At 60.4% G+C, this 23,606-nt stretch carries 20 protein-coding genes; 9 read left to right on the top strand and 11 right to left on the bottom strand.

Features of this window, described 5'->3' with window-relative positions:
* The first annotated feature begins 108 nt into the window (after positions 1 to 108).
* Positions 109 to 480, top strand: a complete 372-nt coding sequence (locus ACRQFC_RS04520) for a metallopeptidase family protein (protein WP_231366691.1) — start codon at positions 109 to 111, stop codon at positions 478 to 480.
* Positions 481 to 557: 77 nt separating this feature from the next.
* On the opposite strand, the gene ACRQFC_RS04515 is transcribed toward ACRQFC_RS04520, so the two are convergent.
* The 4 genes from ACRQFC_RS04515 to dnaA all read right to left on the bottom strand — a co-directional run bounded on the left by ACRQFC_RS04515 (position 558) and on the right by dnaA (position 5,954).
* Entirely contained in the window at positions 558 to 1,148 is a 591-nt protein-coding gene (locus ACRQFC_RS04515; protein WP_284896841.1) for a DciA family protein, read from the bottom strand.
* On the bottom strand, positions 1,138 to 2,427 hold the full coding sequence (gene recF / locus ACRQFC_RS04510; RefSeq protein ID WP_284896840.1) for a DNA replication/repair protein RecF: 1,290 nt from the start codon (positions 2,425 to 2,427) through the stop codon (positions 1,138 to 1,140). The genes ACRQFC_RS04515 and recF overlap by 11 nt, the downstream gene beginning before the upstream one ends.
* 13 nt (positions 2,428 to 2,440) lie before the next feature.
* The gene (gene dnaN / locus ACRQFC_RS04505; RefSeq protein ID WP_284896839.1) at positions 2,441 to 3,571 is read right to left on the bottom strand and encodes a DNA polymerase III subunit beta; all 1,131 of its coding nucleotides are present in this window, start codon (positions 3,569 to 3,571) and stop codon (positions 2,441 to 2,443) included.
* A 694-nt stretch (positions 3,572 to 4,265) separates the two neighbouring features.
* A complete protein-coding gene (dnaA, locus tag ACRQFC_RS04500; RefSeq protein ID WP_284896838.1) occupies positions 4,266 to 5,954 on the bottom strand; it encodes a chromosomal replication initiator protein DnaA in 1,689 nt (562 codons plus the stop codon).
* 481 nt (positions 5,955 to 6,435) lie between these two features.
* Between dnaA and rpmH the strand changes: the two genes are divergently transcribed.
* The 8 genes from rpmH (at position 6,436) to ACRQFC_RS04460 (ending at position 12,436) form a co-directional block, all read left to right on the top strand.
* A complete protein-coding gene (gene rpmH, locus ACRQFC_RS04495; protein ID WP_039898524.1) occupies positions 6,436 to 6,576 on the top strand; it encodes a 50S ribosomal protein L34 in 141 nt (46 codons plus the stop codon).
* A complete protein-coding gene (rnpA, locus tag ACRQFC_RS04490) occupies positions 6,577 to 7,026 on the top strand; it encodes a ribonuclease P protein component (RefSeq protein WP_284896837.1) in 450 nt (149 codons plus the stop codon). It abuts the gene before it with no gap.
* Positions 7,023 to 7,400 carry a membrane protein insertion efficiency factor YidD gene (gene yidD, locus ACRQFC_RS04485; protein WP_284896836.1) on the top strand — a complete coding sequence of 126 codons (378 nt, stop codon included), beginning with the start codon at positions 7,023 to 7,025 and terminating at the stop codon, positions 7,398 to 7,400. Before rnpA ends, yidD begins: the two co-directional genes overlap by 4 nt.
* Positions 7,401 to 7,411: 11 nt before the next feature.
* Entirely contained in the window at positions 7,412 to 8,539 is a 1,128-nt protein-coding gene (gene yidC / locus ACRQFC_RS04480; RefSeq protein ID WP_284896835.1) for a membrane protein insertase YidC, read from the top strand.
* A 112-nt stretch (positions 8,540 to 8,651) separates the two neighbouring features.
* The gene (locus tag ACRQFC_RS04475; RefSeq protein WP_016442050.1) at positions 8,652 to 9,152 is read left to right on the top strand and encodes a Jag family protein; all 501 of its coding nucleotides are present in this window, start codon (positions 8,652 to 8,654) and stop codon (positions 9,150 to 9,152) included.
* Between the two features lie 21 nt (positions 9,153 to 9,173).
* Positions 9,174 to 9,824, top strand: coding sequence for a 16S rRNA (guanine(527)-N(7))-methyltransferase RsmG (gene rsmG / locus ACRQFC_RS04470; protein ID WP_284896834.1), 651 nt, complete (start codon positions 9,174 to 9,176; stop codon positions 9,822 to 9,824).
* 269 nt (positions 9,825 to 10,093) lie between these two features.
* Positions 10,094 to 11,035: a ParA family protein gene (locus ACRQFC_RS04465; protein WP_284896833.1), complete on the top strand. Its 942-nt coding sequence runs from the start codon at positions 10,094 to 10,096 to the stop codon at positions 11,033 to 11,035.
* 12 nt (positions 11,036 to 11,047) lie between these two features.
* Positions 11,048 to 12,436 (top strand): ParB/RepB/Spo0J family partition protein, encoded by a 1,389-nt coding sequence (locus ACRQFC_RS04460; protein WP_284896832.1) that lies wholly within the window; start codon positions 11,048 to 11,050, stop codon positions 12,434 to 12,436.
* 617 nt (positions 12,437 to 13,053) lie between these two features.
* On the opposite strand, the gene ACRQFC_RS04455 is transcribed toward ACRQFC_RS04460, so the two are convergent.
* The 7 genes from ACRQFC_RS04455 to ACRQFC_RS04425 form a co-directional block, all read right to left on the bottom strand.
* Positions 13,054 to 14,073, bottom strand: coding sequence for a D-alanine--D-alanine ligase family protein (locus tag ACRQFC_RS04455; protein ID WP_284896831.1), 1,020 nt, complete (start codon positions 14,071 to 14,073; stop codon positions 13,054 to 13,056).
* 27 nt (positions 14,074 to 14,100) lie between these two features.
* Positions 14,101 to 15,384 carry an aminotransferase-like domain-containing protein gene (locus tag ACRQFC_RS04450; RefSeq protein WP_284896830.1) on the bottom strand — a complete coding sequence of 428 codons (1,284 nt, stop codon included), beginning with the start codon at positions 15,382 to 15,384 and terminating at the stop codon, positions 14,101 to 14,103.
* 229 nt (positions 15,385 to 15,613) lie between these two features.
* Positions 15,614 to 16,264 (bottom strand): YbbN family protein, encoded by a 651-nt coding sequence (locus tag ACRQFC_RS04445; protein WP_435731325.1) that lies wholly within the window; start codon positions 16,262 to 16,264, stop codon positions 15,614 to 15,616.
* Positions 16,265 to 16,587: 323 nt separating this feature from the next.
* On the bottom strand, positions 16,588 to 17,562 hold the full coding sequence (gene trxB, locus ACRQFC_RS04440) for a thioredoxin-disulfide reductase (protein WP_284896828.1): 975 nt from the start codon (positions 17,560 to 17,562) through the stop codon (positions 16,588 to 16,590).
* A gap of 188 nt (positions 17,563 to 17,750) precedes the next feature.
* On the bottom strand, positions 17,751 to 20,456 hold the full coding sequence (locus tag ACRQFC_RS04435) for a hypothetical protein (protein WP_284896827.1): 2,706 nt from the start codon (positions 20,454 to 20,456) through the stop codon (positions 17,751 to 17,753).
* 36 nt (positions 20,457 to 20,492) lie between these two features.
* Complete coding sequence (locus tag ACRQFC_RS04430) at positions 20,493 to 23,063, bottom strand: DUF6049 family protein (protein ID WP_435731326.1); 2,571 nt, start codon at positions 23,061 to 23,063, stop codon at positions 20,493 to 20,495.
* Positions 23,060 to 23,599: an NUDIX hydrolase gene (locus ACRQFC_RS04425; protein ID WP_026428902.1), complete on the bottom strand. Its 540-nt coding sequence runs from the start codon at positions 23,597 to 23,599 to the stop codon at positions 23,060 to 23,062. The genes ACRQFC_RS04430 and ACRQFC_RS04425 overlap by 4 nt, the downstream gene beginning before the upstream one ends.
* Positions 23,600 to 23,606 lie beyond the last annotated feature (7 nt).

Below are 23,606 nucleotides of genomic sequence, written 5' to 3'. Positions count from 1 at the left end.
TCTCCCGCATTGACCGCCGTTCTGGTAGGTACCTACGCTGGAGAGTCCCTCGTCTATTCTAGCCTATAAGCAGCTACGAAACTGAGACGGAGGACCGCTGTGCTGGAGATGTCCGAGCAAGAATTCGAGGAAGCGGTGGCCGATGCCATCGATCTGCTGCCCGAAGCTTTCCTCGCCTCGCTTCCCAATGTGGTGTTTTTGGTGGAGGAGGAGCCCGAACCCGATATGCTCCGCCCGGAAGATTACGATGAGGACGGCCTGCCCGCGGTACTCGGTTTTTACGACGGCGTCGCGCTCACCGAGCGCGGCGATGATGCCGGTTTACTTCCCGACCGCATCTTTATTTTCCGCGGCCCGCTCATGCGCTGGTGCGAAACGCGCGAAGAATTGGTGGAGGAAATCGGGGTCACTATTATCCACGAGGTTGGGCATTTTTACGGTTTGGACGACGACGCCCTGCACGCCCTGGGCTGGGAATAGCCAGCATCGGTGCGGCTGGCTGGCCCTGGGTATCGGGGCTGGCGGTTCGGGTTTCACCTACGGGTAAGCGGGCCGGGCTAGCCGTAGGTATCGCGGGGTCCGCGGCCGGGAACCGAGAGTGGCCCGTGCTTCCAGCTGGGCCGATGCGGGCCCAAAATCACAATCTCCTTGACGATCCCCTCCCCTATTTCGGCGGCAATCCGCCCGGAGAGCGTAGCGAGGAGCGCGCGCATCTGAGTTTTCCACGAGGTGGAGGAGGCGCGCAGGGTGAGGACGCCGTCGTCGGAAAAATCTTCGATATGGCAGTGCCGCGCCACATTCGGTCCCACAATCGCATTCCAACGCGCGGAAACCGAGGCGATATCGAGGTGGCTCTGCCAGCCGCGGTCGCGGATGGTGCGAGCCAGAAGTTCGCCGATCGGATGCGGGTCGCGCCAGGAGGGCCGGGCCCCGGAACCCACATCCCCCCAGCCCGGGCCGGGGCTGGCCACCGGGTCACCAATGCGATCGGCAGCGCCGTTTTCGCCAGGCGCGCCCGTGCCATTAGCCGCGAGGTAGCGGGGGGCGGCAGCGGGGCGGCGAGTGCGCACATCCCCGCGCCGGAACGCCGCTTCCCGGGCGGCGTCCAGGGCGTGGAGCGCGAAAAGATCGCCGGCATCACGCGCCATCGCCCGCCTCCTTAATAGTCGCGCTGCCGGAAGCTTGTTCCGTTATCACGCTGCCGCGATCTTCTTCGGTCACCGCACCATCGCGAACCTCCCCGGTAATGCTGCCAGCCGCGATATGGAGGCGGTCCCCGCGCAGGCTTTCGGGCAGGTCATCACCCACAGCGGCGGTCACAATCACCTGCTCCGCGCCGGCCACCAGCTCGGCCAGGCGTTCGCGGCGCCGGGCATCGAGTTCGGCAAAAACATCGTCGAGGAGGAGGATGGGTTCGCCGTCCTCACTCAGTAATTTCCAGCAGGCCAGGCGCAGCGCGAGGGCGAAACTCCAGCTTTCCCCGTGGCTGGCATAGCCTTTGGCCGGCAGGGTTCCCAAAGATAAGCGCAGGTCATCGCGGTGCGGGCCCACCAGATTCACGCCGCGCTCAATTTCTTGATCCCGGCGTTCATCCAGCTGGGAACGCAGCAAAGCCCGGGCGGTCTCCACATCCCGCAGTGCTTCTTCGTGGGCGGTGACAGCGTGGCAGCTAGCGGCGTCGTCGTTTAAAAGCGCGGCGGCATCGGGCAGGGTGAAGGTGCCGCGCCACGCATTTGCCGCGTAATCGAGGCGGGCGTGCCCGCGATTGCCGGAGACCACGTTGTACATCTCCGTGACGTACGGGCGCAGCCGCGCCACCAATTCGGCGCGGGCGGCCACGATCTGGGCGGCGAGCGCGGCCAGCTGCTCGTCCCACACATCAATCGCGGCGTGATCCACGGCTTTCCCGCGGCGGCGCGCGGCTCCGGCTGTTTTGAGGAGTGCGGCGCGCTGGCGGATCACGCGCTCGTATTCGCTTTTCACGGAAGCGAGCCGCGGGCGCAGCTGAACCATGAGGTCGTCCAGAAAAGCGCGCCGAACCGCAGGTTCGCCGCGCACAAGCGCCAAATCTTCGGGCGCGAAAAGCACCGCGCGGATTGTGCCAAGAATTTCTATCGGGCGCACGTTTCCGCGATTGAGGCGGGCCCGGTTGGCGCGCCCGGCATAAATTTCCACTTCTACGGTGGTGGGCGATTCGCCGCGCAGCACCCGGGCCTGCACCACGCCGGCGGCCGCGCCCTGGCGGATCAGCGCATTATCGGAAGAGACCCGGTGGGAGGTGAGGGTGGCCAGGTAGCCGATGGCCTCCACCAGATTGGTTTTCCCCTGGCCGTTTTCACCCACGAGGATGGTCACCCCGGAGCGGAAACGCGCCATTTCACGCCGGTAATTGCGAAAATCCGCCAACGCTAAGTCAGAGATGTACACTCACACCCGCGCCTTAGGAGTAGGTGCGAATCGGCATGAGGAGGAGGCGGAACTCATCCGTATCTGAGCCGGTTTCTTCGGGCTGGCCGGTAATAACCGCCGGTTTCGTGGGGCTGGTGAAGGACAGGCGCACGAAAGGCGTATCCACCGCGGTCAGGCCGTCTTGCAGATAGGCCGGGTTGAAAGCCATCGCAATATCTTCCCCGGTGAGGGTAGCCGACAGGGCTTCACTGGTTTGTGCCGAATCATTTTGACCGGCGTCCAAAACCACGCTGCCTTCGCTGAAGCTCAAGCGCACCGCACTATTTTTTTCGACGACGAGCCGCGCACGCTTGATGGCATCGAGCAGCATAAGGCGATCAATTACGGCGTACCCATTGACGGTATCCGGGAAGAGGGCCCGCACCTGCGGGTAATCCCCGTCGATGAGGCGGGCCACGTTCTGGCGGTCCGCGGCCCGGAAACCGATGAGGCCGGTACGGCCGGTGGTATCCAGGGTCATGCGCACATTACCCACCGAGCCGAGGGACTTGGCGATATCGGACAGGCGGCTGGCCCGCACCAGGATGCGCGCGGAAATCTGCGGATCTTCCGGTTCCCAGGTGAGGTTGGCAATGGCCAGGCGGTAACGATCCGTTGCCATGAGCGCAATATTTTCGCCGTTGATTTCGATGCAGACCGAGACGAGAAGAGGGAGGGTGTCATCGGTGGAGGCGGCGGTGACGGCCTGGGCTACCGCGTGCTGCCAGGCGGCGCCGTCCACCACGCCGGAAACCCCATCGAGAGGTGGGGCGGCCGGGTAATCTTCCAGCGGCATCGAGGTCATCACCATGCGCGAAGAACCGCATTGCAGATCAAGTTTGGTGCCTTCAACCGTGAGATCAATGGGCTTATTGGGCAGGGCGCGGGCGTATTCGGCTAGCAGGCGCCCGTGCACCAAAATGGTGCCGGCTTCTTCCACATCCCCGGTGATTTCAGCGTAGGAGGAAATATCAGGATCGTAGGAGGAAAGCGCAATGACACCGGTGTCTTTGGCTTCGATTTTGATCCCGGAGAGGATGGGCAGCGAAGGGCGGGTGGGGATAGTGCGTGCCGTCCACGAGACGGCGTCCGCGAAGACATCGTGTTCAATCCGCAATTTCACAGCGAACCTTCCTCCCAATAACAAGAAACGTCTAGGGCTACTTTACGCGAGGGAGGGCCCGGAAGGAAAAGAATTTAGCGGGTTTGTAATTACATCAGTGTAATTTACGGCGTGCGGGTGCACCGGCCCTCGGCGACCGTTTGTTGTTCATGCGGGTGTTAATAGGTAGTGGTAGTAGTAGGTGCTGTGGACACTGTGGAAATGTGTTCGAAACGGCATGAGCATGCGGATCTGGGCTGTGGATGAGCCTGTGGACGGTGCTGTGGATAATATCGACTTTCGGGGGATGAGACACTTTGGGCTTTCGGCTATCCACCGCTAGATCTCGCCGATCCGCTTAATTTACGCCCGTGTCCACAGCTTATCCGCAAGCCCTGTGGATAGCGTTCGCGCAGGTCATGTGGGTGAGGAAACAGCGCGGTTTGCAAGGCGGGCTGTGAGGCGGGTTGTGAGCCGCACGTAGCATATGAGGTGCCGGACCTGAAACATGACTTGGCTCATTTAGTCAGGTTTTTGGGAGCGGGCGCGCTGGAGCGGTGGTGGAAAGCGCGGGAAAGCGCTGGAATAAGCCGAAAAGTCGCTTCGATAGTGGAGCCCGCTTAGTCAGATGGCAGCGCCGTCGTACTAAAGTCGCACTAAACGTGCCGCACTACATGTGCCGCACGGATGAAACGCGAGCTACAGAGCTACAGCGCTACTCCGCCTGGCTGGCGGCCTGCTTAATACGCACGGAGAGCTCGGAGACCTGGTTATAGGTGGTCTGCCGCTCGGCCATCTGCTTATCGATTTTGCGATAGGCATGCATAACAGTGGTGTGATCGCGCCCGCCGAAAAGCGAACCGATCTTCGGGAGGGACAGATCCGTCATTTCCCGGCACAGGTACATGGCGATCTGCCGCGCGGTCACCGGAATCCGGGAACGATCCGCGCTGGTCAGGTCATCAATCGTGATGGAGAAGTAATTCGCGGTTTGCGCCATGATGAGGCTCGGCTTAATATCCACCGAATCCGGATTGGTAATGAGATCCTTGAGAACCATCTCGGAGAGCGTAAGCGAAACCGGCTGTTTAGACAGATCCGCGAAGGCGGTGACCCGCCGCAGCGCCCCTTCCATTTCGCGCACATTCGTGGTCATATGCGTGGCGATATATTCATGCACTTCGCGCGGCACGCTAATGCCATCCACATGCGCTTTCTTTTCCAGAATGGCGATACGAGTTTCCAGATTCGGGCGGTCAATACTGGCCACCACCCCGGAATTGAAACGCGAGAGCATCCGCTCTTCAAAACCATTGAGAAGATTCGGCGCCACATCGGAGGTAATAACAATCTGCTTATTGGAATTCGTCAGGGCGTTGAAGGTGTGGAAGAACTCCTCCACGGTGGTATCACGCCCGCCAATGAACTGGATATCGTCAATCAGCAAAATATCGACTTTGCGGAAAGAATCCTTGAATTCACTCTGCCGCCCGTCACGTACCGCGTTAATAAAAGCGTTGGTGAACTCTTCGGCGCTGATATAGCGCACGTGAATATTCGGGTAGAGCGAAATCGCATAATTCCCAATCGCGTGCATAAGATGCGTTTTCCCCATCCCGGAATCCGAGTAGAGGAACAGCGGATTATAAGTAGTCCCGGGCGCTTCTGAGACCGCTAGCGAGGTCGCGGTGGGAAAACGATTCGAATCCCCAATCACAAAATTATCGAAAGTGTATTTCGGGTTGAGCCCGGCGGCCGTAGACATCGCCGCGAAGGAAGGATCGGCCGAATTCCCGTAAATCTTTTCTTCCCCGGAAGCCATCATTTGGGTAGCGAGCGAGGTCGGCTCGGTTGTTTCAACCGGCGCGGTTGCATGTGATGCGGTTACGTGCGGTGCCGGTGTATGCGGCGTGCTTGCGTGGGTGGTATTGAGGGCCGACGGCGCAGCTGGAGCCACCGGCTCGCCCGGCGCATCAGGAAAAGCGCCCGGTTCCTCCAGGGTGAAATCCCGGTAGGTCGCGGACTTATTCCATTCCGAATCCGGGGAGAGCGCGGTGGGAGTTTCCGCCCGGCGCGGAGCCGGAGCGGCCTCAACGGGCCGAGTTTCGCGGCGCTCAGTAGCCGGAAGCGGGGATTCATTCACGCTCGGATCAATGGAAATCACCAGGCGGATACTATGGCCCAGAATATTGGAGAGCGCCCCGGTCATGAGATCGGCAACGTGTTCCTCGATCCAGTTCTTCACGAACTCGGATCCCACCACGATCATAAAAATGTCCTCCGCGGTGGCCAGCGGGTGGGCCATGCGCACAAAAGCGGATTGCGAATCGGAGAGATCGCCCTGCATACGCAGCAATTCCAAGGCAGCAAGCCAAGCATCGCGCGCGGGGTTCATCTCCGCCATGACATCCTCCTGAGGACTCTTTCAAGAAAAAAGGGGGCGAGCCTCGCAGCCAGGTGATCCGAGCGCCGTTGATGATCACGACTGTAAGTTTCACGGTATCTGGTGAGGCCATGCCCTATCTGTCTGCCTATCGTAGGTGAATGACGCGCAACACGCTAACGAGTTATCCACAGGCTTCTCCACACCTGTGGAAATTACATCTCTGTTATTCACAGGTCACTTGCGCGCTGTGGAGCCTTAAAAACCTATCCTCAGATTTTTCCACAGATGTGTATAGGCCGAAAAAATTGCTTTGGTACGTGTTTTCTCACAGTGATCATCCTTGAGATAACGGTCACCGCGCGCTAAAAACCTTTGACTCACCGGCCTGATCTCGCGTAAAGTCATCTAGTCCATGCGTGGTTCAGCCGCGCGTCATTTGTCAAGAAGGGCCGCCACCGCTTGTGGATAAGCCCGTCAATATCTAGTGGAGGGGATCACCGTGGTTAAGCGGACTTTCCAGCCGAATAATCGCCGTCGCGCTAAGGTACACGGTTTCCGCAAGCGCATGTCGACCCGCGCGGGTCGCGCTGTTCTGGCAGCTCGCCGTCGCAAGGGTCGCGCCAAGATTTCGGCTCAGTAAATGCTTCCAGCCGTTCACCGCATGCGGAGTTCGGCGGATTTCGACTCGGCCTTTTCCGGAACGCGCGGCTCTGCCCGGCGCGTCCAAGTCATCCTTGGCTCCCAGTCGGAATCGACCCTAACCGGCCCTCACCCTGTGCGGGTCGGTTTTGTCGTATCCAAAGCTGTGGGTAATTCCGTGGTGCGGCATCGGGTATACCGGCAACTGCGCCATCTCATGCGTGCGCGTCTAAGTTTTTTCGACGACGGCGATCTCGTCGTCGTTCGAGCTTTTCCTGCCGCGGCGGGAAGCAGCAGCGCGCAACTCGGTGAGGATCTGGACCGCGCGCTTGCCAAAGCACGGGCGCAAGCAACGCGCCCGCACGAAACACGCGGGTACCAGAGGGCGGATCTAGCAGGGCATACGCAAACAGCACGCAAGCAAGAAACGCGGGCGGTGAACGCGTCATGACGCAAACGCCGGCAAGCGGACAACCGGAACGGCACGGCAAAGAAAGCCTGCTGGTGCGGGCGGTGCGCTGGTACCAACGCACGATCTCAGCCGCGCGCCCGCCGCGATGCCGCTACGCACCGAGCTGTTCGGCCTATGCGATACAAGCCATACAGATTCACGGGACCGGCAAAGGTACACTTTTAACCGTGTGGCGCTTGCTACGGTGCAACCCGCTGACGAAGGGCGGCGTAGATAGAGTGCCACCGCCGGGTCAGTGGCCAAGCAAACCATTGGACCAAGATGAGCTTCTCGAGCTTTACGCCAAAGAAGACGCCTTAGACGATACGAACAACGCTACGGGCAATCCCAAGCGGGAACACCCAGCAGCGTGAGGAGAAACTAAGTGGATACAATTCTCGCTCCGTTTATGTGGGCGGTCTCGTGGGTGATGTACGGCATCCACGAAGGACTCGTACTCCTGGGAATGAACCAGGGCGCCGGGCCGGCGTGGGTCTGCGCCATTATCGGCCTGACCATTGTGGTTCGTCTGCTCATCTTGCCGCTGTATAACCGGCAGATTCGTGCTTCGCGGGCAATGCAGGTGCTGCAACCCGATATCCAGAAGTTGCAGAAGAAGTACAAGGGGAAGCGCGACCAGGTGTCCATGCAGCGCCAGCAGGAAGAACTGCAGGCGCTCTACCGCAAACACGGGGCCTCCCCCATGGCATCCTGCTGGCCGATGCTGGTGCAGATGCCGATTCTCTTCTCCCTGTACCGGGTGCTCATTAACTTCCCCTCCATCGCGAACGGCAAGCGCGGGCCCATCGGGCCGATCACCCAGCCGGTGGCGCAGTCCTTCGAGGACACCACCTTCTTCGGCGCCCCGATGTCGGCCACCATTTCAACCGCGGGCCAATTTGCCAATGCCACGCAGGTACGGATTGTCGCCGTCGTTCTGGTGATCATCATGATCCTCAGCATGTTCTGGACGCAGCGTCAGCTCATGACGAAGAATATGCCGGAACAGAAGGACCCGAATAACGCGGCCCTGCGCATGCAGCGCATGATGCTCTACGGCATGCCGCTGATCTATGTGTTCTCCGGCGCGGTGTTCCCGGTGGGCGTGCTTATTTACTGGTGCGCCGGCAACCTGTGGAATATGGGTCAGCAGAGCTGGTTCATTCGCCATAATCCCACGCCCGGTTCGCGTGCCTATATTGAGCGGGAAAAGCGGATCCTGGAAAAGCGCAAGCGCAAGGGTCTCACCGATGAGGAAATTGCCGAACTGGAAGAGCAGGAGCAGAAGGGCGGCCAGCGCTACCAGCCGATGAGCAAGGAACGTGCAAAGAAAGCCGGGCTGAGTCCGGATGCGTATATGCCGCGCCCGGAAGATGACGGCGAGGACGATAAGCCCGCCGTCGGCAAAGATGGTTTGACGGATGAAGAACGCGCCCGCAAGCGCTACGAACGCCGCCAGGCCGAACGGGCCCGGGCCCGCGCCAAGAAGAATAAGAAAAACCGCGGGAAATAACACCCGGCTATCGGCGTAGAACAAGCTAAACTTAGTCAAAGAAAAGGAACGGACGGGTTGCGCAAAATCTTGGCAGCCCCAGAAGGGGATCCCCCGGATACCAGGAGAAAGAATGAGCGAAACGTCTGAGGATATTAAGAAGCTTGATCGCGAAGGCGATATTGCGGCTGACTACCTCGAAGAACTGCTGGATATTGCTGATCTCGACGGCGATATTGATATCTCGATTGACGAAGATCGTGCCACGATCGCCATTGTCACCGAGGGTGAAGCCGATGAGCGGCTGCGCCGCCTGGTGGGCCGGCACGGTGCCACTCTCAACGCGCTCCAGGATCTGACCCGCCTCGCGGTTCAGGAAAAGACCGGGGAACGCTCGCGGCTCATGCTGGATATTGCGGGTTATCGCGATGAACGGCGCGCCAAGATTGAGGAAATCGCCGCGGAAGCCATCCGCGAGGTGCAGGAAACCGGCGATGAAATCGAGCTGGATCCCATGAATCCTTTCGAGCGCAAGGTTGTGCACGACGCCGCTGCCGCCGCCGGGCTCGTTTCCGATTCCGAAGGTGTGGGCGCCGGGCGTCACGTGGTTATCAAGCCCGCGGATGAAGACTAAGGCGAGGATTAATACGCATATATGGCGGAAGAACATCCGATGATCGAGGTTCCTCCTGCCGCCGGTGCCGAGCATTTCGGCACGGCGACATGGGGAACCTTGCTTCATTTTGCGCGCCTGCTCGAAGAAGAAGGCGAAGTGCGCGGGCTTGTGGGTCCGCGCGAACTGGGCCGCTTGTGGTCTCGGCACCTGCTTAACTCCCTCGCTATTGAGGAATTCATCCCGGCGAATGCCACGGTGGGCAATGTGGGTTCCGGTGCCGGTTTTCCCGGAATTGTGCTGGCAATTGTGCGGCCGGACGTGACCGTCACGTTGATTGAGTCCATGGGGCGGCGTACCGAATGGCTGCGCTACGTGGTGGGCGAGCTGGATTTGCGGAACGTCAAGGTGCGGACCGCCCGCGCCGAACAGTTGAAGGGTCGGTTCGCGGCGGATATTGTGACCGCCCGTGCCGTCGCGGCACTCAAGAAATTACTGCCGTGGACGATGCCGCTGGTCAAACCTGGCGGACGCCTGGTCGCCCTTAAGGGCGAGCGTGCCGCCCAAGAAATTAACGACGCCGCAGCGCAGTTGCAGCGTTACGGAGCTGCGGAGGTTGCGGTTCATACTGTGGTGCCCTTCGGGACAGACGAGGCTACTCGAGTGGTCGAGGTGGTCAAGAAGGCTTCGTAGGCCAGATGGGCGTGTTGCTGGGTTGATGGGTTACTGGGCTTCAGAACTTGGTTGTTTGCTACTTAGTTTTCCACGGCTTAGTTGTGGGGCCCGGTTTTATAAGGGATGTGTGCTGGATTTATACGGGACGTGTTCCGATTCGGCCAGGTCTATCGAACATACGTTCGTGATGTGTGGCGCTTGTGGATAACGCGCGTGATGCAGATGACGGCGGCGCAGAGACGGCCTGATACCGGCTAGAATGTTCTGAGGTAAGGAGGGCGTTATTTATGAGTGATCCCCGTAAAAAAGTTGGACGTCGTGCTGCGCCGAGTTCGGCACCTTCGCCTGCACCACAGGATCGGGACACTCCGATCGCCCGCGAACTTCGGGAGGATTTTAAGCGCCTCAAGAAGGTAAAGGCGAGTAAATTCCAGAAGCCGGAACATACCCGCGTTGTTGCGGTGACGAATCAAAAGGGTGGCGTCGGCAAAACCACTACTGCCGTGAATATGGCCGCTGCCCTCGCTCTCAACGGGATGCGAGTCTTACTTGTTGATGCGGATGCGCAAGGGAATGCCTCCACCGGCTTGGGTATTAGCCCGCGGGAAGAACGCACTGACGTTTACGAAGTTTTTAAGGGCGAAGCACGGCTCGAGGATGTTCTTATTCAACTCGAGGATATTCCGAATCTCTACGTGGCTCCCTCGAGTATTACCTTGGCAGCCGTTGATTTTGAATTAGGCCAGGTGCCGGGGCGGTACTCTATTTTACGCGATGCGATCCGGGAAACAATGGATAGTTTCGCGGCGCAGGGCAAGGCTTTCGACTTTGTATTTATTGATTGCCCGCCGAGTATGGCGCTGTTGCCGGTGAGTGCGCTGGTGGCTGCTGATGAGGTGCTGGTACCGATTCAGGCGGAATTTTATGCGCTCCAGGGTGTGGCTCAATTGGTACAGACGGTTGAGGATGTGCGCTCATCTCGCAATGAGAAGCTACATATCTCGGCGTTTATCGTGACGATGGTGGATACCCGCACAAATCTAGCGAAGGATGTATCCGAAGAAGTGCGTTCACACTTCGGTGACCGGGTGCTTCACACGGAGATTCCTCGCTCCGTGGCTGCTGCGGAGGCGCCGTCCTTTGGGAAGAGCGTACTCACCCACGATCCCCGGAATCGGGCGGCTATTGCGTACCTTGCGGCAGCAAAAGAATTTTCAGCTCTCTCATAGTTAGGATCCATCGTGGCAACTCGCAAACGGCGCGGTTTAGGCAGTGGACTCGGTGCTCTCATTCCACCGGAACAGGCAGAGAATACCGAAAGTCCCATCGATATCTTTTTCGGTACGGCGAAGAAGAAGGACTCGGGTTCGCGGGAGGCTGCGGGCTCACGGCAGCGTGACTCTCAACAGGACGAGGCTAATCCCCTCGATCTTGGATATGGCTCGGCGGGCGAGAATGTTTCACGTGAAACATCGGGCGGTTCCAAGCGCACAGCTTCGAAACCGTCAGCTGCTGCATCTAAGAAGAAGGTGGCTAGTAAGAAGACTCAGGGCGGTAGTGGTGCGGCCGGGACACCGGATGGTGTAGTCGAATCGCAGGGCGTAATAACTGGAGCGAAGGCTGTTGGAGCTGAGGGTACTAACGTAATCGAGGAAGCTCCCGTTGTTGAGGTTGGCGCTGTTGCGGCGGGGACTCACGGTGTCGCGGGGATTGACGCAACAGAGCCGAACAATGTTTCACGTGAAACATCGGAAGATGACCTCGTTGCCGTGCCGGGTGCCACCTACGGAGAGATTGATGTCAATGTTATCGTTCCCAATCGAGCACAGCCTCGTACTAATTTCGATGATGACGATTTAGAGGAACTCGCACAGTCGATTAAAGAAGTGGGCGTTCTTCAACCCATTGTTATTCGCCCACTTAGTGACCCTTTGGATAACCATCCGGAAGCTCGATACGAACTCATTATGGGCGAGCGGCGCTGGCGTGCTACCCAACGGGCGGGCTTGACTCATATTCCCGCGATTATTCGGCGCACTTCTGATGAAGATTTGCTCCGTGATGCGCTTCTTGAGAATCTGCACCGAGCTGATCTCAACCCGTTGGAAGAAGCAGCTGCCTATCAGCAATTACTTGAGGACTTCCAATGCACACAAGATGAACTGGCGAAGAGGATTGCTCGCTCACGTCCCCAGATCACTAACACCTTGCGACTTTTGAAACTTCCGGCGTTGGTGCAGCGGCGGGTGGCAGCGGGCGTGCTGTCTTCCGGGCACGCGCGTGCCTTGCTTGGTCTTGCCGACGCTGGTGCGATGGAGCGGCTGGCGCAGCGAATCGTGGCAGAAGGATTGTCCGTCCGCGCGGTTGAGGAGATCGTTGCGCTCGGGGATGAATCCACGCCAGCTTCTGTTCGCCGAGTTCGTGTGAAGCGCTATGAAAACGAATTGAGTTCGGTAGCAACGCAATTGGGCGACCGCCTCAATACTCGTGTGAAGGTCGATATGGGCCGCACGAAGGGAACCATGCGCATTGACTTCGGTTCCCTGGAGGATCTCAATCGCATTTTGAGTGTACTTGCGCCGGATGTTACTGGTGTAGATATTCCTGAAGGGGAAACTGGCAAAGAATAGTAGGCAGCTCTTTCGATAGCGGGGCAATGTTTCACGTGAAACATTGCCCCGTTTTCTTATTCATAGACAGGTCCTTTATGCGGGTAGCTACTATTAGCCATGGCTGGAAAGTAATCGACAAACTACGCCTGACTCATGCAACTTTAGAGACCCAATTGGCCTAGATTTTTACTCATATGGGTATGAGTTATCGCTTTACCGGTAGGGAGGGTGTTCCGTGATGAGTAGCCATTGGGCTTGAGTGATGGTAACACTGACGCGACCAAAAAATTTTGGGCTACTTTTCGACCGTCGGAATTGGGCTACTTTTCGCCCCGCTTACACTTTCGTAAACCTGACTAAATTGCGCCAAGTTAGGTTACACCACTGGTGGATGTTTCACGTGAAACATTCTGGCCAATGCATCTACGTAGCTGGAATTATGTGGGTTTGACCGAGTAGTGCATTGCATAAACGGCGAGTCAACATATGCATTTTTGCCGACAGTAACGCGTCACTATTATCGTGCTAATTGCGCAGGTTGAACGGCGCTCCTAGCATTGTGGAAAAGAAAGCGGGCAATGTTTCACGTGAAACATTGCCCGCTGCTTGGAGACTTGCCTGGAGTTCCTATGCCGCTACTTCACCATTTCAGGGAGGTCTTCCGGCTCGCTGACATCCCGATCCGCTGCGCGGTGCAGGATTTGCAGGTAGAGCGATTCGGGGCTAGTCCCATTCTCGCGCGCATATGCTTCGACAGCTTGGGGAAGCAGTGAAGTCTCCGTCATCCCCGGTGCAATATTGACATCGATGACATACGGAGTACCTTCTTTCACGATGAGGTCAATCCGGGAAACATCGCGAAGTCGGAGGGTGGTATGCGCCGTGAGCGCGGCTTCGGTAACCCGTGCCTTTTCCTCATCAGAGAGACGAGCAGGTACATAGTACTTTGCGCGGCCAGCGAAGTAGCGCGCGTCGTAATCATAAGGTCCGTCGGTCTCAATTTCGACCGGAGGGAGCGCGATAGGACCTTCCGGCCCGTCAATAACCGAAACGGAAACTTCCGTTCCGGCGATAAAGGTTTCGACATGTGCTTCTTCCCCGTAGGCGAAGCAATCGACCATCGCCCGGGGGAGGTCCCCCGGCTTATCAACGATAGTTACTCCCAGTGCTGACCCGCCCAAATTCGGCTTCACCACCAGTGGGAATTCATAGCGTTCCCCGAGAAGATCAAGAATGGGCGCGACCCCAACCTCGCGGAAAAGAGCTTCCGGGAAGCTGACCGACCACGGTACGGCAAGCCCGGCGTGGCGCAAAAGCGATTGTGCGACCGTTTTATTAGAGGCGATTCGGGCGGCGTTCGCCGTCGAACCTACAAAACGGTACCCACTGAGAGAAAGCAGATCTTGAAGAGCTCCGTCTTCTCCGGTCGCGCCGTGCACCAACGGCCACACCACCGTAGGATTCATGGAGCTGAGGCGCTGAAGCAGGGTTGCATCAACATCGAGAACCTTGACCTGCGCGCCCGCCTCCCGCAGGAGCGTGGCAACCCGACGCCCCGAACTCAGCGACACATCGCGTTCGTGCGTGAGACCACCGGCAAGAATAGCAACGGTAAGAATATTGTCCATTTTCCCTCCGGACTTCACTCTACTCATCACTGATGAGAACCGATAGCAATCGAATCACTTCGTTGCCTGTGGCGAGGAATCATCCACGCCGAACATCTGGACCAAGTCATTTTCTTGGCTAATAACTTCGCCGAGCCTGCGCACGCCCTCGGTAATGCGTTCCGGGGTGGGGTAGCAAAAGGACAGCCGCATATGGTCAGTACCCTGGCCGTCCGCAAAGAAAGCAGTGCCGGAAACATACGCGACGAGGTTCTTCACCGCGCGGGGAAGCATCTCGTGCGCATTGAGGCCGCCGGGTAGTTTGACCCAGGTATAGAAACCACCGCGCGGCTTATTCCACGTGCACATGGGCATGTATTTTTCGAGCGCGGCCTGCATGGCCTGCCCCCGCTCGGCGTACATGCCGCGGTATTCCTTGACCTGCTGATACCAGTCGTAGGTGCGCAGATACTCGGCGATAGCGAGCTGGCCGAAGGTGGTCGGGCACAGGATCGCATTTTCCGCGGCGAGGGTGAGACGCGCGCTTAGTGCGGCCGGGGCCAACGCCCAGCCCACCCGGAACCCCGGTGCGAAGGTCTTAGAGAAAGAGCCGAGGTACACAACACCGTCCGGGTTGAAGGTCTGGATGGCGGGAATGGGATCGCCGTCGAAACCAAGCAGACCATAGGGATTATCTTCCACGATAAGAACATGGCGTTCATCGCAAATCTCGGCAATGCGCCGGCGGCGTTCCTCAGATTGGCTCACGCCGGCCGGGTTGTGGAAATTAGGGATGGTGTACAGGAACTTGATTGGCTTCCCGACGGCTTCCAAATCCTTGATGGTTTCCTCAAGTTGTTCAGGAATCAGGCCGTTGGCATCCATCTCCACGTGCACCACATGGGCTTGGTAAGCCCGGAAAGTTCCCAGCGCCCCAACATAGGAAGGAGCTTCGGCAATAACAACATCGCCCGGGTTGATGAAGATTTGGGAAACGAGATCGAGGGCTTGCTGGCTGCCGGTCGTAATATTGATGTCGTCCGGGTGGGCGCGAATTCCTTCGGGCCGCATCACTTCCACGATCATTTCGCGGAGCTCTTCAGTGCCTTGACCGCCGCCGTACTGTAGCATCTTGGCGCCATTATTCCGAATGAGCCGTGCGGTCATCTCCGCGAGGAAGTCCAGAGGCAGCCCGCTAATATTAGGCATTCCCCCTGCAAGAGACACAACTTCCGGGCGATTTGCAACTGCGAAAAGCTGACGAACCTCAGATTGCTTCATTCCTAAAGCTCGATCAGCATAGACATTGTACCATGGATCAAGTCTGGTAAATCCGGGACCGGCGTGCTGCTCGCCCATACGTTCTCCTTCTCTTTTAACACACTAAGTGTGCCACGCTCGGGGCCGCGATAAAACAATCTCCGCCGGTGTGCTCTGTGCATCATTCAATCGCGGGGCAATCATAGGATTACCACGAGAGAACCGCGGGACTATCGCGGAGCTACTGCAGAAATATCGCCGGCCCGAGCGTGTGAGTCCTATGGGGTAGTAGCGTACCCGCAAAGAAAGGCCCGTGTCAGCACCGCGTTTATTCGGAAGCCGCGAGTTTCCCGAGGCTCCCCAATTCCGCGAGAGCCGGGAGCTGCTCCAGGAGCTTAGCGCGGATTTCAAGTTTGGGAACCAGCCCCGCAAACCGTGCATATTCCTTGCCCTGGTAGACAAGGAGCAGGGTCGGCAGCCATCCGAGCCGCGGGATAAAAGAAGCGACTTCCTCCCACGGATTTGACGCGTGAGTTTCTGGAATGGCATCGTTCCTGGGGCCAGAATCCGAAGCACTGGAATCCGAAGCGCCAGTATCAGTGGCGGGAGTGTCGCCGGAATCGGTATGTGCGGGATCGCTAACGACGGGATCACTATTCGCGGGGTCACTATCAGCGAGGTCACCACCGGCCGGCTCATCTTCCAGCGGATCGATACCGCCATAACCCAGAGCGCGCTGAATTGCGCGGGTTACGTCTGCGGAGAGCTCGGAAAAGTCGATCTGATGTTCCGGAGCGCCACCGGGAAGAATGTGCTGCATCTCGGCATCCGCTCCGGTAGCGGCGGTGGTTTCGGAGTTGCGTCGCGGGCCTACGGGTGGCTGAGTGAGAACGTCCAGATTGACGCACCATGCGTCGAAGCTTACGTCCGGTATTAAACGATGAAGGTCGACGACGCACTCCTCGAAAATCACGCGCATTGGCCGATCATAGGGAACCCACGAAGCTGTAAAGAGTAGCAAAGTAGGAACGTCAGGTCGATACGTGGCCATGGCGCCTCCTTCCGGCTGGGCGGGTAGGAACCCTAGCCATCATCCTAAACGCGAAACGGCGAGGCGGATCAGAGATCCACCTCGCCGGTTCGACATATATAAATGAGCGGTACGCCGCGCTGAGTTGCACGAAACGATCACCGTGGGAGTCCCGTAGCGCTCGCACTAAAGGAGTTACACAGCGCGAGTTTCGCAGCACCCCTACCAAAGTGGTTAGGCTGCGCTAGTCTCGCAGCGCCCCACCAAAGCAGTTACGCCACGCTACCACCTGCGGCAGCTTGCTGGGCCGCGAGGTTTTCAAGGTAGCGTTCCGCGTCGAGAGCCGCCCGGCACCCGGTGCCAGCTGCGGAAATAGCCTGGCGGTAGTACCGATCCACGACATCTCCACAAGCGAAAACTCCGGGAATCGAGGTTTCGGTGTGCGGGTGGTTCACGACGATATAGCCGCCGTCGTCCAATTTAAGCTGTCCCCCAAGAATGTCCGTACGCGGGAGGTGACCGATGGCCACGAAAAGGCCGGTCACATCGAGATTCGAATCTTCTCCGGTCACGTTGTTGTGGAGGGTGAGCACGTTCATGGAACCGCCGTCTTCCCCCTGAATATCGGTGATTTCGCTGTTCCAGTGCATGACAATCTTGGGGTCGGCGAGGAGGCGATCCGCCATGATTTTCGAGGCGCGCAGCTCATCGCGCCGGTGGATCACGTGTACCTTGGTCGCGAAGCGGGTGAGGAAGAGGGCGTCCGTGACGGCGCTATCCCCGCCGCCCACCACGGCGATTTCCTGATCCTTGAAGAAGAAGCCATCGCAGGTGGCGCAGTAGGAAACCCCGCGGGAGGCGAACATGGTCTCGCCATCCAGACCGAGCTTCTTGTAGGCCGACCCGAGGGCCAGGATGACCGTGCGGGCCCGGAATTCGGATTCATCGGTGCGCACGATCTTGACATCGCCACTCAGGTCCATGGAGAGAGCGTCGTCGTACTCCATTTCCGCACCGAATTTTTCGGCCTGCTGCTGCATATTGGCCATGAGGTCGGGCCCGAAAATTCCATCCGGGAAGCCGGGGTAGTTTTCCACCTCGGTGGTGGTCATGAGTGCGCCACCGGCATCGATGGCACCGCCGATCACCAGCGGTTTCAGGCCCGCGCGTGCGGTGTACAGCGCGGCGGTCCAGCCCGCCGGCCCCGATCCGACGATGATGACGTCACGAATATCGCTCTCGGTCATATTTCTCCTGTGTTCTTGTGAGTGAGCGTGCCGCGTTGCGCGAGCACACCGCTCCCCATCGGGCACATCATTGGGTACAACGTCCCGGGGTGCGTGGCTATTCCCGGCCGCATATAAGCGCTGTCTGTAAACACCGTCGATACAGCCGTCTGTAAACACTGCCCATAAACGCCGTCTGTAAACAGTGTTTACTTCACGGTGATCTCAGAAATCTGCAATTTGAACTGCCCAGCCGCATTCTTCGGCAATTCAGTGAACCACAACACCACGTGATCACTGTTTACTGGTGTTGGTGCAGTAAGCGTTGTTTTCGCGCTCATTGGACCTTCGGTCACCACAGTGCCACCACTGGGCTGATCCGCGGTGGTATCACGCCACTGCACATTCCCGCCCTGGCCGCTCAACTGCAAGGTCACTTCCTTGACGGTGGACGGCTTCGCCAAGCGCAGCTCAATCCCGACTCCGTCTTTGAGCAGGCCGAATTTCGGATTGCGCAAGTATTCCCAACTGGCCCATTCCGTTGCCGGATTCTTATCGATGGCCAGCGGGAGTGTCTTCGGATAATCCTCATCCGCCTCGCTCTTCTGCGGGTTGAGAAGATTCGCCGAAACGATCTGCGGAGCCGCGGAGCTGGGCGAGGGCGCGGCACTCGCACCCGGCTGGGCACCCTGGCCTTCGGCACCTTGCGCATCGGCCGAGGCAGAAGGCGCGGCGGAAATCACCGGCGGGCGGGTGGACACGTCCGTGGGCCGGAAGAAGGTGGTCACCGCGAAGTACAAAGCCACTGCGACCAGGCCGATTGCGCCCGCAACGATGAGCTTGGAGGAATCGAAAATGCGCGATCCGAGGGCCCGCCCGTTTTCCTCATCGGCGATAATCGGCCGCGAAGGAGCGGGGGGCCGAGTGGCCGGCTTGCGATCCCCGCGGGTGCGGGCAGCGACTTTCGCCGGAGCGGCACTCGCGCGCGCGGCCGCCGAAACCGGGTGAATACGGGGTGCCGCCTGAGGTGTTGCGGGCACGGGAGTGGCGGCGGCAGTAGCGGCGGCAGCAGCTCCAGCCGCCGCGGCGGGCTTATTCGCTCGCTCGGATTGGCCGCCATTCTCCTCATCGCCGACGTTCATAATAGAACGCCGCTGCGGGTTCGCCGCGCTGTGAACAGTGTTTATCGCAACCGTGGGAGCGGAATCGCGCTCGCGTTCCGCTGCGGCGGCTTCACGTTCTGCGCTTTCGTGCCGAGCGGCTTCGCGTTCAGCAGCGGCACGCGCGGCGGCTTCGTGTTCCGCCGCCTCACGTTCGCATTCTTCCAGCTCACGTTCCGCTTCGCGTAGCGAGGGGAAATGCGGCTGGAACCGCGGAGTTGCGGCATCTTGAGCGACGACGCCGCCACCGGCAGCATGACCACGGTGGCTATTGATGTTGATCTCGGGAGTTTCCTCAGCCTTGGTTTCACCACGATCAGCGTAAACAGTGTTTACTTCCGTTTCCTCGATGGGGGAATCCTGTGCCGAAGGTTGCTCGGCATGAAGCTCCGATCCGGCCGGGGAGCTGGCCTCGGAATCCCGCTCGGTTTCCTCCTCATCGCGGAATTCCTCCGGGGAGACCCACTGCGGGTGGAGTTCCACTTCCGGAGCTGCGGTAATGCCTAATTCGGTATCGACGTCGCCTTCGAAATTCGCCCCGGATACGCCCTCAGGATCCAATTCTTGGGATCCGATAGCGGAGGAGGCCGATGCGGCTGAAGGAGCCGCGGAAGTTTCATCGGCTTCGGATGGTTCGCCGGGTTCGGACGGTTCGCCGGGTTCGGATGCCTCACCAGTTCCGGATAGCTCGCCGGCCGAGACGTCCTCGTTTTCTGGCGCTTCTTCTCCGGGGTGCACGCCTTCGCCAACTCCGGGAACGGCACCGGTCGCGCCCGGCCCGCCGAAGTCACCCGAACCGCCAAAGTCCCCAGCTTCACCAGCCTCGCTCAACTCCGCCGCCTCGCCGGATGCACTGGTGGCAGCTGCGGCGTCGTCGTTCTCAGAATCTTCGGCGCCGAAGGAAACGTGACTGGAACCCAAGGTGACGCGGCCAATCGCGCCCCCGCGCACGTGCCCGCCCAGCGGGTCGAAACCGAAACGGGAATCCCCGCCGCCGGGCAGCTGCGGCGCCACCAGCACCGGATCGGGGAATTCCCGCAGGTCAGGCCGGTTGAACGGCACGAGGCTGCGCAATACCTCCCCGGGGGAAAGTAAGCGCTTCGGGGAAAGCGTGCGCCGGAAAACCTCCCGAATATCGTCGGGTAGCGAATCATCGCGCGCCAGCGCCTCGAGGGTGGTCTCATCCGCCTGGGCGCCCTCGAGCAGGGTCGCCAGGAACAGCACCAGGTCCGCGGCCTCGGCGTTATTGAGGCTGGCCGGATCGTATTCATCCGTGCGCGCACCGGCCAGAGCTGCGTCAATACCGATGCCATCCAAGTACACGTCGCCGGCATCGCCCACTCGCACCCGCGATGGCGTAATACGCAAATGCCGCATGCCGCGCCCGGAAACCTGGGTGAGAATCGCGGCGAGTTCGCACACCACGGCCTTGGCCTGCTCGGGCGCAAAACCTTCCCCGTGCACGTACCCGGTGAGCGAGGTGCCCAACGGAATCTCGCTCACCACGAAATTTTCGCCAACAGAGAGCGTGCGCACGATATGCGCGTCGTCGAGCAACCCGGTGCGCCGCGCCGCGTCCAGCGCATCCGCGCGCGTGGGAATATCCCCGATGAGCAGCACCCGCACCGCGGTGCCGAGCGCGTCATCCACGGCGTACCACTGCTCGGTACCCGCAATATCGAGTTGCTCCTCGTACAAATTCTCCAGGCGGTAGCGACCGGCGAGAGTCATGCCCCTGGTTCCGATGGCGCTCACAGTTCCTCCTTGCCGTGCCTCGCGGCCACATTACTCCTATGGTATTTCGTGTTCCTCGCGCAGTTTATCGACGGCGCGCGGCCCGGCTTCTTCCGCCGCGCTAGCCTCACGTAAATTGTGGAGATGTTTTTCTGGGTCGACGCCGCCCGAACGCCGCCCGCTACGCAGGCTGCGTGCGATCCCACCGAGCAAGAGCACCCCGAGGAGCGTGCCAATAATATACGTCCCCGTGGTTTCCCAGCCGGCGCGCACCCGCACATTAATATCCTGCACCGCGCCGATCGCGGTGCCCACCGGGTCGGTCACCGCGGCCGTCACCGTGACATTCCCCGAGCCGGAAGCCTGCACCGGCACCGCCACCGTGACGGAGGCGGCCGGCGGGATTGTTGCCGCAACGGGATCGGAGGGCACGATGCGGAAATCTTCGGCGCGCAATTCCACCACCGCGCCCACGGGAACGGGAAGCGAATTATGCACATGCACGGGCAGATCCGCGTTTTCCGAAATGATGTTAATCGTGGAGGAGGGCTGGACCGTGACGGCGCCGGCCATTTCCTCGGCGAGCTGCGTGAGCTGCGCGGATAGTTCCTCACGCTGCGCGTGGTGGTCGCGGAGCGCCACCCCCGCCAATTGTGCAGCGTGATGGGTGACCGGCCCGGTGATACTAGCTGGCACCGGAGTAAGAGCAGCGGTGGTGGAAATGGTGGTGACATGCGCATCGCCGCGGGCCAGCATTGCCGCGGAAATCTCGCCAGGCAGTACGCGTTCCTCGGGAAGCTGGGCACACCCGGCCGCGGGTGCGTCCAGAAGATCCCCGGCTGCGGTGGGCGCCAACCACGGCGCACTCGTGAGCGCCCCGAGCGCGGCCCCGATATCGCGATCCGGCAGCGCCCCGGCCCGGGCTAGCGCCCCGCTTTCCGGCCGATCCACCAGCACTACCTGGGCGCGCGGCGCGGCGGGCAGTTCCCGGTAGGTGGCAGCGGAAAGCGCGAGAGCTGTTTGGCGGGCATCGATGGCGGAGAGCCGGCTCCCGGCAGCTTCTGGCAAACCTTCCCCACCCCCGGAGGCGAGCACATTTGCCTCGTCTGAACTGGGTAAATATCCCTGCACCAGGGCGGAGAGCACGCCGTCCGCGCGCAGCGCCGCGGCTTCATCCGCACCGGCCTCAGAATCTTCCACATCACCGCGAGCATCACTCAGCGAACACGTATCACTCCCGTCCGCAGCGAGCGGAATATTCACCCGCCCGCTCGGGCTGAGCCAGGAGGCATGCGCGGCATCCACATCGGTGGTGATAAGCGCCGCGGCCCCGGCATCGCGCAGCGCCCGCGCGGTGGCTCGATCCACCCCCAGCGCCGTGACCGCAATATCAGAACGCGCCGCAAATCCGGACGTTTGCGCCGCCTGCACCGCGTCCTGCCGCGCCAGGGCGAGCTTATCCGCGCGCCCCGCATGGGTGAGCGCCGCGGCATCCACATCCGCCCCCAAACCGAAGAACACGCTGGTCCCGGCCGCGGACGCAAAAGTTTGCAACGCGGCCCGCTCCGGATCACCCGCGATGAGCAGCGGATCAACCGCGGCACTTACCCCCGGGTGCGCAAAATAGTTCAAAGTCTGCAAGCGATGAGGCAACTGCCCGGCCTCCGCCGCGGAACCCGAAGGCGAAGACGGAGCCGAAGCGGTGGGCGTTTTACTTGGGGCCGACGGCGCAGCCGGGGAAGTCGCCCCCTGCGAAACCGACGGCGCGGCCGGCGAGGCGCTCGCGGCCGGGTCGGCAACAGACGTGGAGCTCGGCACGGCGGAACTTCCCGCGGTGGCGGAGGCGGTCGGCGAAGGGGCAGCAGCTCCGGCCGGAGTGCTCGGCGTGGGCGTACTTGCTGAAGCTGAAGCCGGAGCCGGCACCGCGGCCGGCGGCTGCGGGCTGGCCGAGGGCGCGGTGAGGCTGGTGTAGACCTGCTCCTCGAGGGTCGGGGCGCTGCCCACATCGCTCAGGGAGCGCGTGACCGGCACAATTGCGCTGATGGGGGCAGGTGCGGCGTCGTCGCCAGGAGCAGTGACAATAAAACTACGGTCCGTGGCAGTTTCCCCGTCCACCACGGCACTCACCTGGACCCCGCGTGGCCCCCACTCGGCGGGAATCCGCTCCCGCGGAATCGAAAAGGTGACGCGGGTGGAGGTGCCCGGCGCAATATCCGCATCCGGGGTGAGGGTGTCATAAAGGGCCAGGCCGGCGGGTTCCGCGCGCATGAAGCTGAGCACCGCGCTGCGCGAGGACGGCACGTAGCGCTGGATATAGAGCGAAACCGAATTGAGATGGCGGGTTTCCGTGGTGGAATTCGTCACGGTGGCGGTGAGGGTGAGGGTGGCATCCTTACCGAGCACCGGGGCGCCCACGTCCACGATGTCTACGCTAGGCGCGGCCGCCGGGCGTGCGGGAAGAACCTGCCCCGGAAGAACGTGCGCGGGCGAATTTTGTGCGGGCCCCACCTGCGCGGCCAAACCTTGCGTGCCCGCTAACCCCGCCGCGGCACTAGTACCCACCAACCCAAGAGCACTCAACGGCACCCAGGCCGCCACGGCCCCGGCAAGCGCGCCCCGCCACATCATTCCTCCCCCGCGAGAATCGCGCGGGCCGAGGCCACGATACGGCGTTCATTGGGATAGGCGAGGCGGGAGGCCACCCGATCCAGGCGCACCCACTCGGCCTTTTCCGCTTCGTGATCCGGGTCGTTATCAACGGTGATATGCCCGGACATCCCCTCCAATAAAAAGTGGTGCACAACTTTATGGACGCGGTGGTTGGTGCCGGAGAACCAGTAATCAATAGTGGCCAAATGCATGAGCACCCGCCCGGTAATCCCGGTTTCCTCCGCGATTTCCCGCACGGCGGCTTCTTCGGGTGTTTCATTACCTTCCAGGTGCCCCTTGGGTAAGCACCACTCCAGCCGCCCGCCGCGGTTGCGCCGCGCGATCACCGCCACGTAGGCCTTCCCGCCGCGCACCCCGATCACAATTCCCCCGGCACTCGTTTCGTTCACCACCGGAAGAGAGTGGCGCCGCGCAGAAGCCTGGTGCACGGCAGCGGCGCGCCTCCAGGATCTACGGCCCCCGAACTTGGAGGGCAACGGTGCTGACTTCGACATACCTCTA

Origin of the sequence: Actinotignum inguinis (assembly GCF_051265835.1) — a bacterium.
Taxonomy (GTDB): domain Bacteria; phylum Actinomycetota; class Actinomycetes; order Actinomycetales; family Actinomycetaceae; genus Actinotignum; species Actinotignum timonense.
The sequence above is the reverse complement of the archived record's forward strand: the minus strand, read 5'-3'. Positions and strand labels throughout refer to the sequence as shown.

What these genes read in the sequence shown, in the direction of transcription:
- ACRQFC_RS04515 (WP_284896841.1), bottom strand. Translation starts at nt 1,148, where the DNA reads ATGGCGCGTGATGCCGGCGATCTTTTCGCGCTCCACGCCCTGGACGCC.
- ACRQFC_RS04455 (WP_284896831.1), bottom strand. Translation starts at nt 14,073, where the DNA reads ATGAGTAGAGTGAAGTCCGGAGGGAAAATGGACAATATTCTTACCGTT.
- ACRQFC_RS04425 (WP_026428902.1), bottom strand. Translation starts at nt 23,599, where the DNA reads ATGTCGAAGTCAGCACCGTTGCCCTCCAAGTTCGGGGGCCGTAGATCC.
- ACRQFC_RS04450 (WP_284896830.1), bottom strand. Translation starts at nt 15,384, where the DNA reads ATGGGCGAGCAGCACGCCGGTCCCGGATTTACCAGACTTGATCCATGG.
- ACRQFC_RS04475 (WP_016442050.1), top strand. Translation starts at nt 8,652, where the DNA reads ATGAGCGAAACGTCTGAGGATATTAAGAAGCTTGATCGCGAAGGCGAT.
- ACRQFC_RS04465 (WP_284896833.1), top strand. Translation starts at nt 10,094, where the DNA reads ATGAGTGATCCCCGTAAAAAAGTTGGACGTCGTGCTGCGCCGAGTTCG.
- dnaA (WP_284896838.1), bottom strand. Translation starts at nt 5,954, where the DNA reads ATGGCGGAGATGAACCCCGCGCGCGATGCTTGGCTTGCTGCCTTGGAA.
- rsmG (WP_284896834.1), top strand. Translation starts at nt 9,174, where the DNA reads ATGGCGGAAGAACATCCGATGATCGAGGTTCCTCCTGCCGCCGGTGCC.
- yidD (WP_284896836.1), top strand. Translation starts at nt 7,023, where the DNA reads ATGACGCAAACGCCGGCAAGCGGACAACCGGAACGGCACGGCAAAGAA.
- ACRQFC_RS04445 (WP_435731325.1), bottom strand. Translation starts at nt 16,264, where the DNA reads ATGCGCGTGATTTTCGAGGAGTGCGTCGTCGACCTTCATCGTTTAATA.
- rnpA (WP_284896837.1), top strand. Translation starts at nt 6,577, where the DNA reads ATGCTTCCAGCCGTTCACCGCATGCGGAGTTCGGCGGATTTCGACTCG.
- trxB (WP_284896828.1), bottom strand. Translation starts at nt 17,562, where the DNA reads ATGACCGAGAGCGATATTCGTGACGTCATCATCGTCGGATCGGGGCCG.
- ACRQFC_RS04520 (WP_231366691.1), top strand. Translation starts at nt 109, where the DNA reads ATGTCCGAGCAAGAATTCGAGGAAGCGGTGGCCGATGCCATCGATCTG.
- ACRQFC_RS04430 (WP_435731326.1), bottom strand. Translation starts at nt 23,063, where the DNA reads ATGATGTGGCGGGGCGCGCTTGCCGGGGCCGTGGCGGCCTGGGTGCCG.